At 40.8% G+C, this 14588-nt stretch carries 12 protein-coding genes; 6 read left to right on the top strand and 6 right to left on the bottom strand.

Annotation, left to right across the window (positions count from 1 at the left end; genetic code table 11):
• The first annotated feature begins 548 nt into the window (after nt 1-548).
• Nucleotides 549-1025 carry a hypothetical protein gene (locus BW139_RS04400; RefSeq protein ID WP_076918826.1) on the top strand — a complete coding sequence of 159 codons (477 nt, stop codon included), beginning with the start codon at nt 549-551 and terminating at the stop codon, nt 1023-1025.
• A 510-nt stretch (nt 1026-1535) separates the two neighbouring features.
• On the opposite strand, the gene BW139_RS04395 is transcribed toward BW139_RS04400, so the two are convergent.
• A complete protein-coding gene (locus BW139_RS04395) occupies nt 1536-2396 on the bottom strand; it encodes a LysR family transcriptional regulator (RefSeq protein ID WP_076918825.1) in 861 nt (286 codons plus the stop codon).
• Between the two features lie 81 nt (nt 2397-2477).
• On the opposite strand from BW139_RS04395, the gene BW139_RS04390 reads away from it, so the two are divergent.
• Together BW139_RS04390 and BW139_RS04385 are read left to right on the top strand one after the other, a co-directional pair.
• Nucleotides 2478-2693, top strand: a complete 216-nt coding sequence (locus BW139_RS04390; RefSeq protein ID WP_076918824.1) for a DUF2798 domain-containing protein — start codon at nt 2478-2480, stop codon at nt 2691-2693.
• A gap of 2 nt (nt 2694-2695) precedes the next feature.
• Nucleotides 2696-2986, top strand: coding sequence for a putative quinol monooxygenase (locus tag BW139_RS04385; RefSeq protein ID WP_076918823.1), 291 nt, complete (start codon nt 2696-2698; stop codon nt 2984-2986).
• A 507-nt stretch (nt 2987-3493) separates the two neighbouring features.
• Here the strand turns inward: BW139_RS04385 and BW139_RS04380 are convergent.
• From BW139_RS04380 to dgt, 3 genes are all read right to left on the bottom strand, one after another.
• Nucleotides 3494-4342 carry an ABC transporter substrate-binding protein gene (locus BW139_RS04380; protein ID WP_075170080.1) on the bottom strand — a complete coding sequence of 283 codons (849 nt, stop codon included), beginning with the start codon at nt 4340-4342 and terminating at the stop codon, nt 3494-3496.
• A gap of 345 nt (nt 4343-4687) precedes the next feature.
• Nucleotides 4688-6178 carry a hypothetical protein gene (locus BW139_RS04375; protein ID WP_076918822.1) on the bottom strand — a complete coding sequence of 497 codons (1491 nt, stop codon included), beginning with the start codon at nt 6176-6178 and terminating at the stop codon, nt 4688-4690.
• Between the two features lie 93 nt (nt 6179-6271).
• Nucleotides 6272-7735 carry a dGTPase gene (gene dgt / locus BW139_RS04370; protein ID WP_076918821.1) on the bottom strand — a complete coding sequence of 488 codons (1464 nt, stop codon included), beginning with the start codon at nt 7733-7735 and terminating at the stop codon, nt 6272-6274.
• A 186-nt stretch (nt 7736-7921) separates the two neighbouring features.
• On the opposite strand from dgt, the gene BW139_RS04365 reads away from it, so the two are divergent.
• The 3 genes from BW139_RS04365 to BW139_RS04355 all read left to right on the top strand — a co-directional run bounded on the left by BW139_RS04365 (nt 7922) and on the right by BW139_RS04355 (nt 12981).
• Nucleotides 7922-9328 carry a glycerophosphodiester phosphodiesterase family protein gene (locus BW139_RS04365; RefSeq protein ID WP_076918820.1) on the top strand — a complete coding sequence of 469 codons (1407 nt, stop codon included), beginning with the start codon at nt 7922-7924 and terminating at the stop codon, nt 9326-9328.
• 14 nt (nt 9329-9342) lie between these two features.
• A complete protein-coding gene (locus BW139_RS04360) occupies nt 9343-11667 on the top strand; it encodes a hypothetical protein (protein WP_076918819.1) in 2325 nt (774 codons plus the stop codon).
• A 99-nt stretch (nt 11668-11766) separates the two neighbouring features.
• Nucleotides 11767-12981 carry an alkaline phosphatase family protein gene (locus BW139_RS04355; protein ID WP_076918818.1) on the top strand — a complete coding sequence of 405 codons (1215 nt, stop codon included), beginning with the start codon at nt 11767-11769 and terminating at the stop codon, nt 12979-12981.
• A gap of 69 nt (nt 12982-13050) precedes the next feature.
• Here BW139_RS04355 and BW139_RS04350 read toward each other — a convergent pair whose 3' ends face one another.
• Both BW139_RS04350 and BW139_RS04345 read right to left on the bottom strand, forming a co-directional pair.
• The gene (locus BW139_RS04350) at nt 13051-13794 is read right to left on the bottom strand and encodes a M12 family metallo-peptidase (protein ID WP_055011576.1); all 744 of its coding nucleotides are present in this window, start codon (nt 13792-13794) and stop codon (nt 13051-13053) included.
• Between the two features lie 65 nt (nt 13795-13859).
• Entirely contained in the window at nt 13860-14573 is a 714-nt protein-coding gene (locus tag BW139_RS04345) for a hypothetical protein (protein ID WP_076918817.1), read from the bottom strand.
• Nucleotides 14574-14588: the final 15 nt, after the last annotated feature.

Genomic DNA, 14588 nt, shown 5'->3' with positions numbered 1-14588 from the left:
CTTATTATCTTCAATTGGGTATATTTCACCAGCTCAATATGAAACAGACTACTATGATAATTTAAACGAGTCAGGTAAAGTGGCCTGACTTAAACAAACTGGTCTCCGATGAACTCGGGGCGATTCAGTTTGATTCTTGTGGCGAGTCTGTGTGTTCATACTTATTTGGTATTTCATCAAATAATGGTAATTGACCATCCATGTAACTTTCTCCTTTATAGTTGAACAATTAACATACTAAAAAAAGGGTAAAAGTCAAAGCAACATCAGCGTTTATATTTTGCTTTATAGAAAATGTTTGAGGAGCAGTGGAGATCCAAGGAGAGAGCAACGCTTTAACGTAGTAAATAACGCCCCTTGGTTGCCGTCGCCAACGCGACTTCTACTCAAATTTGCAATTAAAAATTCCCGCCACGAACTGCTACAACAATCCCGCTCAGGCATGATTTAACAATTCGCTTAAACTATCTGTTTCTATTTTAGATTCAATCCTCTATATTCAGCCTAGGCGCCCAAAGGAAAAACAGCACTCAATTTAGGGATAAATAATGATTAAATGGATTTTATTGATACTACTTTGCCTATTTACTTCTCTCCCGCAAGCGTACGAGCAATACTCGCAAGAACATTGCGATAGTATTGTAAAAGAACGTGAAACAATACGTTCACGGTTGCGTCAAGGCTATAAGGTAAAAGAAGGTGAGCGGTTAAAAGCACGGTTCAAATCTTTATTTGAAGAACTTGCAAAGCATTGTGATAAACCCAAACAAATCAATCGAACACATCAACGCTCTTCGGCTTACAGCACAAGTAATAATGCATTATTGCACTCGCGGGTGCCTAATATGAAATTGCATAGCGACAGCTATAGCGATCCTGAAAAGCTGGCTGCGTGGTCTGAATTTTATACTTTACCAAAGCGATGCCGTTCAAAAGGAATGCAATCATCCGATTTCGTGTGGTGCAGTGAATACCGTGGTGAACAAAAACGCTTATTTGAAGCCCAGTGGAATAAGCGACGATAAAGATGTTGAGCACAAAATGGCGCGTGCTATTTGTATTTATTGTGCTGTTAATTGCAGTCGCTTTATAGCCTCTATACTCGATAGCCATCTACCTTGTTGTCTTTGATTAGCCATTTAAGTTACCCAAATAATTAAGATAACTCAATATACCTAACAGTAATAGCAACAACAAATTTGGAGGCGAGTGCTGAGTTAAATTCCCCCGTGATCACACCCGAAATTGAATTAATGATGAGTAATAACAGCGCATGGATGCGCGTTAAGCGATGCCTACACACGGACGTGTTTCATCGCCTTTACGTTCATATCATTAATTTGAATTGAGAGAACAGTGTGATCCTCGGGGCGCCGAGAGATTCCAAAGAGAAGTCGGCGGTTACTTCTCTTTGGTTGCCGTCGCCAACGCGACATGTATAAATAAAGGTGACGAGCGGCGGGTTGCGGGCTTTGAGTATTAAAAGCTACGCTTTTCACGTCAGCAAGCTTAACGCTTACAGCATAAATACCCCATTAACCTAACTCAACAATATCACCCTGTAAGCATGGCGTTTGCTTAATTACACCCTGTATTAAAGTAATTAACTGACTTGCCGTTTTACTTTGCTGGCGTGTGTTATGCCATAGAGCATAAATAGGCCTGTTTGCAAAAGCAGGCTGCAATTCAATATAGTCAAAAGCCTGTTTGTCAGTAATACAACTAATTTCACTCATAGGTAATAAACCAACCCCATTACCTTCTTCAACCATTTTTCTGGCTATTGTTATATCAAAGCAATAACTGATATCGCTATAGAGTTCTGTTAGTTTGTTAAGCATGCCTGTTGGTAACTGAGTTTGAGTGTAAGGTAAAATTAGGCGAGTTTGTGGTGCATCTTTTTTGCTGACCAACTTAACCGCAATAGCGCCTAAGCGTTTTTGATAATAACTTGAGTCTTGTTGTGGGCCAATGCGAATAGCGAGGTCAAAGCGTTGTTGGCTCAAATGACTATTAGCATTACTCGGTGATATGTGAAAATTGAGCGAAGGATTATCTTTTATAAATGTATTTAGCGCAGGCATAAGTAGATCTGCAATGATGTTCTGTGGGCATAATAAATAAAAAGTATTGCTGCTACTGCTATCACAATTAAGGGCGGTTATTTGGTTATTAAGCGTTAACATTGAATCTGCAAGCGATGTATAGAGCTGCTCTCCTTTTGCTGTTAGCACGATTCCTCGTGCTGTACGCTGCAATAATGGCTCTGTTAATTTGGTTTCAAGTGCTTGAATACGTCGCGATAGCGTCGATAAATTTAAGCCTAAGTCTTTTGCCGTTTGGCTCATACTTTTTCGCCTAGCTACCTCTATAAATAAATGAATGTCATCAAGCATTTCTGTTTCTCAATCTTAGTTTGCATTTTTGTGAGTATGGAAGCCCCATGCTTTTGAATATAGTAACGCCAAGGAGGAAAGATGAAAATTCATTTTATATTTACATTGGCATTTTCGTTCATGATGTCGTTTTTACTATCTGCATGGGTGACCTACGTAAATTTAGGTTTAAGCGATACCTTTGTGCAAAGTTGGCTAACTGCATTTATTAATGCCTGGCCTGCAGCTTTTTTAGTGGCCTTTACCGTAGCACCGCCAATTCGTGCTGTGGTTGTTAAATTAATTAATAAGGATTAAAGATGATTAATATAGTGGCAAAAATAACCCCTCAAGCTTCATTATTTGATGACTGTAAAGGGCGTTTACAGCAAATTTTAAAGCCTACACAGGCTGAGGTTGGCTGTATTCGATTTGAGCTATACAGCAATAGTGAGCAAACATGCTTGTTTTTAGTCGAACAATTTACGTCGCAAGCTGCTTTGGATACGCATTATTCACAGCCCTATGTAAAAGAGGTGTTTGCATTTTATGAAACGGCGTTAGCAAAACCGGTAGAAGTAAATAAATTAGTCGCGATTGAGCAAGTTTAATTTATTGTGTGTACTTCATTGGAGTGGGGGAGTGTGTGTTCTCGGGCGGTCGGCACTCGCCAACGCGACATGTATAAATAAAGGTGGCGAGCGGCGGGTTGCGGGGAGCGGGCTTTGAGTATTAAAAGTGGCGCTTTTCACGTCAGCAAGCTGCACGCGGTGAGAACAGGTAAAAGGTTCTAGGTTAAAGGTGCTAGGCTGAATATAGTCCGTCGCTCGCGGCTCGTTACCCAAAATTGGCGTTTAAAATAATCACAGCTAAAACTGGTTTCTACGATTTCAACTTACCAATTAACACAATGAGGCAATTAAGTGCGCTATTCGCCTCATTTTTTGAGGCGAATAATGCGTGAAAGTAACGTAATTTAAAAGCGGTGCTTTTCGCGTCAGCAAGCTAACGCCTACGGTGGTAAAGGCAGCGGGCTTCGAGTGACGAGCAGCGAGCTTGTGCTAAAACCTAAAACCTAAAACCTAAAACCTAGCTCGTAGCTCGCAACCCATGCCAGGTCAGTCAGCCAGAGCACTATTTGTGGGCTGATAAGCGCCATTATCTAACGCATCAAAGTAAGTTTGGTAGCGACCATTTTGTTTAAATTTAAGTAATTGCTGATTAAAAATCTCAAGCCATTGTTTACTGTATTCGTTATTTTTAGGGAACATGACAAAGCTTTTATTGATTAATAGTGGCCTTGGGTGATGCACAATGGCATTTTTTATTGTAGGTAGTTGACCTGCCAATATGTGATAGCCTACGCTTTTTTCCTCGGCAAAGGCGTCTATTCTGCCCATAGCTAAGCGTTTAAAGTTTTGCTCTGTGGTACTTACTCGCGACATATCAAATAGACCCGCTTGTAGTGCTTTATCAAACTCTTCGCCATAGCTGTAAGCAAGCCCACCACCGAGTAATAAGCCTTTTAAATCGTTTAGGTTTTGCCAATCAAAAGGGCGTTTTTTGTGATAAAAAAATACAAAACGCTCGTTTAATACTGGCTCACTGTAAAAATAATCCTCAGTACGTTGTTGTTCAAACATCCATACGGCGGTGGCTGCGTATTTATCATTAATGGTGTCGTGGTAAGCACGCGGCCAGGGTAAAAAGGTAAAGTTAACCTTAATATTGGCTTGTGCAAATAAGTCGGTGATTAAATGGGCAATCACACCTTGATGAGGTAATGATTCACTTAAAAAAGGGGGCCATTCGCCGGTACTTATATTTAAAGTAGTGGTATGTGTGGGCTGTTCGTTTTTGGGTTGAATTGCTTCAATTGCGTTACTGTAATCACTCACTAAAGCCATCAGACAAAAAGATGCGGTAAAAATAAGGTATCTTAATTTAGCTGATAACATCACATGCATATGTATAGTTTACTCCTTTTTAGCCATTAGGTTGTGATCGGTTCTGTTCAAAAAGTAGGCTATTGTAGTGGGTAAAACTGAATGCACGCTTAAGCTAGAACAGTCGGCAATAATACTTAATCATTTTACGGGGCTAAACGTGTCGCTACCTGCGTTAAAAAACTCTCATTTACGACTGCATGGATGCAGAAGGTAGAGCAATGCAGGAGCAATTGCTGAGAACAACTAAATAGCAAATTTTTTGCCTAGCTATCAACACATTTTTCCTGCCTCAAAACAGACCACTTGATTAAGCGAATTGGTATTAGATTTAAAGCCACCTTTTAATAAGTACAGCGTACTCTATTATTCTTTTGTTTGCATGTTTTTTGCGCGCTCTTCAGCTTCAATTAGTGCTTGTGATTTAGGGGCGCGTTGCTTTTCTTCCACTTTCGGTTTTTGTGGTGAATTTGGATCCCAACTTTCATCAAGCGATAAGTTAGCAAATGGGTTACTGCTTTGTGGCGGTATATCAGGCTTAGTGGGTTCAACTGGCGATACCTTTACTTGTTCTGGTTTTATCGCACTTTTTTTAGTGGGTAAGGGGGCGTTGGGATCGAAGGTGCGTATTTCAGGCTCTTTAAAGTCGTGCTCGGTAGATGGCGTTAACGGTGAGCGCGGTTGTTTAGGCGAATGCAAGTCTGCCTTTGGTTGTTGAGGCGAAATGGGCTCAGCTGCAATAGGTGCTTCTTTTTTAGTCGCTGGTACAGGCTCGCTAGGCTGATTAACCGGCTTGCGCTGTTTTTTGATTGGTTTGGCTTCGGGATCAAAGTCTCTTACTTGTGGCTCTGCATGCTCGGTGGCATTTTTTATCCGTTCTAAAGTGGCTTTAGCGGCGGCTTCAAACTCTGCGGTATTCGGGATTTGCTTTACTTTAGCTGTACTCACTTCGTTTGCGTTTGGCTCGGCACTTTCGGTTGTTGTTTTTGGCTCGCTTTTGCTGGTATCAAGAGTTTTAGATTCATCAATAGCAGTACTACTTTGCTTGTTATCGCACTTAGTAGGGGGAGCAGCTAGTGGCATACTGGTATCGGCAGGCTCGTTATTTTGCTTAACATGGCGTAGGCGCATTAATACAACAACCCCAATTATTACCACTAAAAGTAGCGCCACACTGGGTAATACTAGCGACAACATATTTGATTTTTTAGGGATTGATGAGGCAACACCGTTAACTTGCTCTGCGGCATTTACGGTAACCGGCATGGCCGTTTGTAAAGGCTCTACTGTTGTTTTTGTAACTGCTGGAGTTGTGTTGTTTTGTATGGTTGTATCAATGCTAGGCTGATCATTTGTTGCAGCATCAGTTTGTTCATCATTTGTTGTTTTATTGGTTTGCGGCTCATTAGGCTCGGTACTTGCTGATGCTGGAACAGTTGTACTTTGAGTATGTTTAATACTTTGCTCAATACCTTGCTCAGACGCTGTTGCTACTGTTTGTTCAACGTTTGATTTTGCGCTTTGCTGTGCAAGTGATGACTGGGTTTGACTCTCTGCAATAGGGGGATTTACAACAGATGAAACAGGCTCAGTTACTTGCGGTTTTGTAATCTCAGGGATGGGTTGTTCAATAATGGGTTGCGCTTTAGGCTTTGTTGCTGGTTGAGTACGTGCCGGGTTACTGCAGTTTTTTTTGTAGTCGCGAGCGGCGTTACGGTACTTACGGCTAGTTTTGTCGTTACTATATTGCTGCATTTCTTGTTTTATAAGAATGCACATCGCTTCGTTGTAAGCGACACTGCTGGCACTATAAAACAAAGTAAAACAAAAAAGTAAGCAACTCAGTAACGGTTTCATAAAACTCAAAAGCGGTTAAGCATCAATGCACTAATTTTAAGCGTAAAGTAAAAAATTATCTAGGGCTTAGCAGTTTCGCGCGCTAAGCCTAAATTAGTCAATCACCATTAAGCTGCGGTACTCGTCGTAAGCAAATTGGTCAGTCATGCCGCTTATGTAGTCTTGAATGAGTCTACATCTGTAATAAAACTCATAAGCTGCAAAGTGGTCGGGCTCTTCTTGCATGGCATTTATAGCGTGCTGATAGCTACTTAAATGTTTTTTAGAGAGTTTTTTAACTAATCTCGATTCTATTAATAAACGGTTGTCGCCATGTAGTGCGCGTTTAAAGTCGTCGCTAGTTAATTGCAGTAACGGTTTATAGCACTCTAGTAGGCCGTTAATAATACGGTAGCCTTGTAGTTCGAGCTTTTCGACCTCTTTATGAGAAAATACATGCTCAAGTGCCACTTGCTTAAGGGCTTGGGTTACTGCATGCAGGTAGCTGCGGTCTTCTAATAATGCATGGTTAAAGTCACCATGATAAATTGGCTCTATGTTTTCAATAAAGCGTTTAGCAGCATGATTTACTAATGGGTGCAGTAACGATACACGCAAATAAATAAAAAATTCACTATTAAAATTAAAGGGCTGTGCTTGCGCGCGTTCAATTGCGTAATTAATTGCATCATCAACAAAGCTTTGATGTTGGGTGTCGTTTAAGGCTAAGTTAATTAACGCTTTTTGATACTGTTTTTTTAGTTGCTCGCATAATAACTGTGTGGTGATTATGTCTTTTTCTACCGCATCTTCTATGTCAGCCAAGCAATAAGAAATATCGTCAGCGGCTTCCATTATGTAACTGGCTGGGTGGCGGCAATTCGGCTCCATTTTGAGCTCAGTTTGCAGTGCCTCTACAAAGCTTTTTTCACTGTAGTAGTAGCCCACTTTTTTCATAATGTAGTTTTTATTTTGTGGGATATCTTGCTTCGCTAAGCTGGCAGGGCGTGTGTACTTTAAAATTGCCGCACTTTGGCTATAAGTTAAATTAAGGCTTAGCAGGGAGTGGACAATGCGAATGCCTTGGGCGTTACCTTCAAAGTTGCAAATATCTTGCGCTAAATGTTTAAAAATAACCCCTATGCTGCTATTGGCTGTTTGGCAACGCTCAGGTGTAATACTGGCTAAATGGGTATTAAACCAATTATTAATGGCGGCTTCGCCAAAGTGACCAAACGGCGGATTACCAATATCGTGCATTAGGCAGGCCATTTCTACTAGGGTTTCTAGTGGGCGTTCTAAGCCCGATAAACCATATTCTTTTTGCTGTTGGTAGTTTAAGTTAGCAAAAATACGTTGCACAATAAACCGGCCAACTTGTTGCACTTCTAATGAATGAGTAAGGCGTGAGCGCACGGCTGCATTGCGCTCAAGCGGAAATACTTGGGTTTTTTGTTGCAGGCGACGGATGGCAGCACTGTTAATTATGCGGCCACGATCGCTCTCAAGTGCCATTTGTAAATTGGCTGTAGTGCGCTGCATACGCGCAGGGGTTATTTTGCTGCTGAAGTCGATCATGGCAATCCTTTTTTACTTTCCGGCCTGTCTGAATGTTAAATTTAATCTAACAGCTTGTATATTAAATTAAAATTATTAGTTTAGCTGATAAGTTTTACTTTTAATTCAGTTTTTGTTCATATAACCTTTAAAGTTTAGTTAACCTTTTGTCTTTTCAGGGAGTTTAAGCCTTTTGGCTTAGTCAGCATGATGCGTCTTTTAGCTTACATTAATATTTTATCGGTGTGCGTGTTAGCCAGTATCTTAACTGGGTGTAATAGCACAGAAAATAAACCGAGCACTAATCGCCTCTCAATCGAGCAACAACAAGCAGCTAATGCGCGTGCTAGTGCATTAGCTGCTCGTGGTTTTTATCAAACGCAACTGGGCAATATTAACTATTTATCAGCGCGTCAATGTAGTGATTTTAACTTACAAAGCCACCGTGGCTCTGTGCGTTACCCTGAAAACTCCCTTAATGCGGTAATTGATGCGATTGATAATAATTTTGATGTAATAGAGATTGATGTGCGCATAACCCGTGACAATGTGTGGGTGGTACATCATGATGCCCGTACTGGTCGTGAAACTGGCACAGTTGATAATAAACAGCGAAAAATTGAGTCTATTAATTACGCTAAGGAATGGGGATATTTACGCCACCGAAACCAAGAAACGGGGCTGTTAACTAACGATATTCCCCCTTCGTTTAAGGCGCTTGCCAGTACGTTTTCTCGCTATCGAAAAGTGCAGCAAAAGCTAAATATTGAAATTAAGTCGCGAGCATCAATCAACGATTTAAAAATGCTTGATTATCTTGCTCATCAATATGTGGGGGAGAATAATTATTTTTTTAGTAGTTTAGAGCTGCGTAATTTAACTCGTTTGCGCGATATTAACCCTGACATTTATATGATGTTTATTCAGTCTCCTTCAAAGATATCGATGAACAAACTGGCGGCTGATCTAAAACGTGGCGCGGGGAGCGATCCTATTTATGAGCGAAATAAAGAGCAACTTGAAAGCATTCAGTCGTATGCCAATCGTCGTCATCGTGAAACGCGTTACGATCGTCCAATTAAATTAGCCTCGCTAACAAAAAAGTTAAAACGTAATTTTGGCTATGTGTTAGATATTCGCCACTATCAGCAAAGTGCAGCACGGTTAAAAGTGACTGCTAAGGCACAGGGAATTGATATAGCGACTTATTCGATTAACGGCCACGACTACCATGAGCAAACTTTATTAGCTCAATCAAAGCGACTACGTCCTGACTCAGTGATTATTGATGATTCTGTTTATGGGTTCTGTTCGGTATTCGGTTTACCAAATGTTCAGCCATATAAAGGATCACATCCCGCAGCAAAACAAATTACAACACTACCTGACGATTTAGATTTAATGCGATTAGACGAACTATCGGCTTATCAAAAAAACCATTTATACCCTGCAATTGGTGGGCAATTAAAGTCGCTTAAAAGGACGCTTTACCCAGTGAAGATGTTACCGGTTAAGAGTGTGCCTAATTTAGAGGTTGGCGCGCGCGAGGCTGATGAAAAATTTAGCCTTGAAACCGACCCAGCCGTTGAGCTTGAACTTCGTAAACAAAAATAATAAGACCATTGACTATGACCACAACCATAAAACCATTTTGGTGGCGTTTTTTACTGCTACTGCTAGCCTCTTTATATTTATTACCCGAGGCTATTTTTAATGCACAATTAGTTTCTTTAGTAGGGCTGGGGACACCCTCGGCACAAGACTTAGAGCATTTAGAAATTTATGGACGAGCTGTTTCTGGGGTTGGAGTGGCGTTACTGCTTGCTGATTTTTTACCTAAAGCTATGGTTGCAAAAGTAGGCCGAGGCGTTATTTCTTTGGTTGCATTAGTGTGTTTAGTTTGGCCAGTTGTTTTTTATGGTCAAAAATATGTGATAGAAAAAACCTTAATTGAGCCTTCATCTTCGCAGCAGCGCCAATTTGCTGTTTATAGTGCAGCACTCAGAGATGCTTTGGCGATTAATTCAATTAAAGTAAACGGTCTAGATTACGACCCCGAGCAATTACACAGCTCAGAAAACCTCACGTTTTTAGCGCTTTTTGGTGGGCTTTTATATAGTGATGCTGCTTTATCTGACAACTTAGAGGATGATAAGCGTAAGATTATTGCTTCTTTTGTGCAAAAAAAGGCCTACCAAGACTTTGATCAACACTATGGCGAGTATAGTCAGCTGTACGATGAGCTAGTCGTGCAATATAAAGCGTATGCATCGGGTAGTAAAAAATATAATCAAACTTTGGCGGGTATTAGTACGCGTGAGCAAGGTTATTGGCAACAAGTTGAGCAGCAAATAAATGATGGGTGGGGCAACTATCAACAAGCGCAAAAAGCGCATATAGCAAAAGCGTCTGCGCGTGCGCAAAAATATGGCCCTAAAATTTACGGCTACCACAAGCAAGTTGCTCGATGTTCAGAGCGTTATGATAAAAGTAGCCAAAAAGATCGTCGTAACCGCTGTTACGAAAGAGCGGCAGCTGATTATCGCAGCGATATTCTTCAAGCTGGTATTGGTTACATTGAGCCCGATTACTGGCTTATTGTTGAAGATATTTCTGCAACAGAAAATGCGGCCAGCAGCCTATTAATGGGGTTTTTAACAGGGGGGGTATATACTGCCTTACAAGCGGCTAGTTTAGCTACTGGGGGCGACGGTGGTATTAAAGATAAGCGATATAAGTACACGGATGATCCTGATCATTATCAATTACGCTTTTTACAACACCCTAAATTTGGACAGTTATTTGTAACTGAAACCGGCTACGAATTTGGTATCGAAAATTTAATCACTTTTCGCGCTCATGACACCACCTCTAAAAAGTTGCGCACACATTTTTCTAGTAAGGGCTTAGCACTCAATGAGCGCTGGAATATTAATGACCGCGCGGAATTTGCACAGGCTGTCGCTAAAAAAGTCACCAATGAAGCAAATGGCCAGTGGCGCAGTGAAATGGCAAAGCATGATTTGAGTTTAAAGCCTAATTTGCCGTGGGTTAGGTTTCAGTTGCATAAACAAATACAAGCTAAAATTGCTGATCGTATGGGCGATTTATATGTAAAAAATATTCGCGCAGATTGGAATAAAAAAAGTTTTAAAGAGTACGTGCTTGATCCTAATATCGAAAAACGTACCGATAAATATCTAACGATGCTTAATAGCGCCCAAAGTAAGTTTGTAGATGGGGGGGAATATGCTGAATATGGTAAGCAAGCACTGCGATCTGTACTCATTCCGCCTATTTCAATGTCGTTATCATTATTTTTAATTTGTCTTACTTTTAGTAAGTTACCGCTAAAATTATGGCTGCTAATTAAGCCTGTCTCTGTAAACGCCATAGATAAGAAACACCCGTTATCTTGGCTTAAAAAGCTCATTATGCCTGCGGTTATTTTAATTGCCCCAGTAGTATTAATAAATAATACCTTTACTAAAGACCAGCAAAGCCCCGTTAATTACTTTTTAGCTAAGGTAGAAGAGTCGAGCAACCCGGTATTTAGTTATGCAATTCGCTGGACATTACATGCCCAACCCGTATTGCATCCATTAGGTTTAGCGTTTGAAGAAAAGTTGGGTATTTATGAGCATTTTACGCCTTTAAGCCATGCACTTGCTAAGGTCGATATTTTACGTCATGGCGATAGCTCTCTTAGCGCAGAGCAACAACAGCGTCAGCAATATATGGTTGAGCAAAAAACTAAGCTTACCATTACCAGCAATGCCCCTAATGCAGATATCAGAATTATGAATATTGGTCCTAAATATCGTCCTGGTATGGTGCTCAATGCAAGCAGTTACGATATACAGGTAAGTGCGCCCGGTTTTAAAACATATAGACGTTGGCATCAAATTGAGTCTGGCGAACACACACTTGCTATTAAATTAACTGCGAAGTAATTGTGTTGTGAATTAGATTAGTCTCAATACCACAAAATTTTAAAATAGCTATGTTAGTGTATTCAAGTCGCTTAAAAATTAACTTAAATAGGATAAATGATGCGTTTATTATTCGTTGTTGTGAGTGTGTTATTACTGATAAGTCCGCTTGCATTTGCTGCCAAAGAGCAAACCGTAGTGATGATTTCAATTGATGGTTTGCGCTGGGACTATATTGAAAAACATGGCGCGCCAAATTTAAAAGCAATGGGTGAGCAGGGGGTTAGGGCGCAAAAAATGCAGCCTGTGTACCCTAGTAAAACGTTTCCTAATCATATTTCGGTGATCACCGGTTTACTGCCAGTTAACCACGGTATTGTTGATAATAAATTTTGTGACAAAGCGCGCAATAATGAATGCTACAGCATGGGAAAAGGACAAAAAGACAGTACCTGGGTACGGGGTACTCCGCTGTGGAATTTAGTAAAAATGCATGGGCTTAAATCGGCGGTGTATTTTTGGCCTGAATCGGATGCGCGCTTTAATGGTATGACGCCAGACTACTATTTTCATTATTCTAAACAAGGTGACTACCAAGATAGAATTGACCAAATTGTACAATGGTTAAGTTTACCTCAAGCGCAGCGCCCACGTTTTGTAGCCAGTTACTTTTCGTTGGTTGATAGTATGGGGCATGAATTTGGCCCAGATGCAGTACAAACACGTGACGCCGTTCATAAACTAGATGCCTTAATGGGGCAGTTACGCACTCGTTTGAGCAAATTAGCGCAGGATATAAACTTAGTGATTGTTTCTGATCACGGTATGGCACAGGTTGATCCTGAGCAAAGCATTATTGTCAGCAGTTTACCTAAAGATGATAACTTTATTACTGTGAATACCGGTCCTCGCTTGCTTATTTATACCAAAAGCGATGCTCAAAATGCGGATATTGATGCGTATAAAGCACGCTTACAAAAGGCAGCTAAGGGGCGTTATAGTGTTTTAAGTAGCGAACAGCTTAATGGCTATCATTATAATAGCGGGAGCCGAGTGGGCGATATTGTGGTGCAAACCAATGCGCCTGCAGTATTTAGTAACGGTACTAAAGCGCCTTATTTAGGTACGCACGGCTATGCGTATAGCGACGATATGGCAGCATCCTTTATAGCAACAGGCCCAGCGTTTAAACAAGGAATGAGTATTGAGCTGGTAAATAACTTAGATATTTACCCTGTGCTTGCCAAGGTAATGGGGTTGAAGCTAATGAGTAAAGTAGATAGCGATGGCAAAACCTTACTCCCTGCAATAAAGCAGAAAATGATTAATCATTAAAAAGAGCGCCAAGGCGCTCTGCAGGGGAACTTAATTGGTAAAATGGGTTATTTACCCATTTTTACGCTGTTATTTAAAGTTGGCGATACTGGTTTTGGTATCAGTGACGGTACGAATGGCATATGCCTGATTGGTTACACCAAATGGAATGCCGTTTACACTCCAGTTTGGGTTGGAGAAGTAATCGTACTGAGTTGCACTGCCAAATACATGAGGATAAGCCATAATACTGGCAAATTCATTTTGTACACCGTGGCCCATACCATCAACATATACGCCACCGGCCGTATCGCCTTGCTTACGAGAATGCGCCAAACCTTGGTTATGACCTAGTTCGTGTACGAACGTTGTAGCTCCACAATCAACGGCTGTTATTGAATACATACGGTTACTCATTGAGCTGTATAAATTGCCATTCGTACCTTGACCAACCCATGCTAGTCCACAAGAGATTAAACCGCTGCCTGCACTTTGGCCTGTGCCTAATACGGCTACCATGTCGGCTTTCCAATCATTACGTAAACCATCGACATAGCTGCTATTTGTCACGGCGTTAAGCCAGTCTTCTGAAGGCGTTATTGCATGATTACCTAAGTTTTGAGAGCCCACTAAACGCAGTGTTATATCAACGCCATTTTGGCTATATACTTGATTACTAAAAGCAATAAGCTGATTAATTTTAGTATTAATGTTGCTAGTAGCGGCAGCTGATTGGTCGGTATATAAAATACCAATATCAATTGTTTCTGCTGACACTGTGCTGGCGGCACATAATGCTGTTGCAATAGCGGCTGTTGATATTATTTTTTTCATAGTCGTATTTCCTTTCTTTTGTAATTGCAGTTTTACTGCTGAGTCATCTGTGTTTAGGCTAAAAATTAACTAGCAGGTGATTTTTTATCACTGGGCGCAAACGGGTCTTTACCATCCGTATTTTTTGGTGCGGGTTCACCCACTTGGTGTTCTATATGTGATTTGTATAAATCGCGCTTTGCTGCAATCCAGCCATATTGGCCTTTGCTTTCAAAAACATAATTGCCACTAGGTGCAGTAAATTGACCATACACCGCATCATTGCCCACGGTTAGTATGGTGGTGTGCATTGCTCCGTTGGCACCAATCACTTGGCCTACAATACTTTTATCGCCGTTACTGGCACTGGTAACGTTAGTTATTTCAGCGCTGTAGGTTTCGGCAGTTTGCGGTATGGCGAGGTCAAAATTATCGCCCGCTTTAAGGGTTTTAAGCGCTGCTAAATCAAATTCTATATAGGCTTCATTTTGCAAATCGGTAGGCAGTACTTTTGCCGCTTTAAGGATTTCTTTGGCCTTGGTTGAGGGTTTATTAATTGCGTCAAACGAACTTTCAATAACGGCTAATTTTGTTTCTGAGGGTTTGGTTTTAATAGGATCTTTACTCATATCAATGGGCGATGGTTTACGAGTTTGTTTTACAAATTCAGAATCAACAGGGACGATGTCAATGGCAATGAGTGGGTCTACCTCATCGGTTTTTTGCTGATTATTAAGCAGTGTATAAATGGCAAATACAGACAAAGGAATAGCGATAATTAAAACAATGTAACGTTTCATCTGTTTCTCTTTTAG

This window comes from Pseudoalteromonas sp. SK18, from assembly GCF_001974855.1.
Taxonomy (GTDB): Bacteria; Pseudomonadota; Gammaproteobacteria; order Enterobacterales; family Alteromonadaceae; genus Pseudoalteromonas.
The sequence above is the reverse complement of the archived record's forward strand: the minus strand, read 5'-3'. Positions and strand labels throughout refer to the sequence as shown.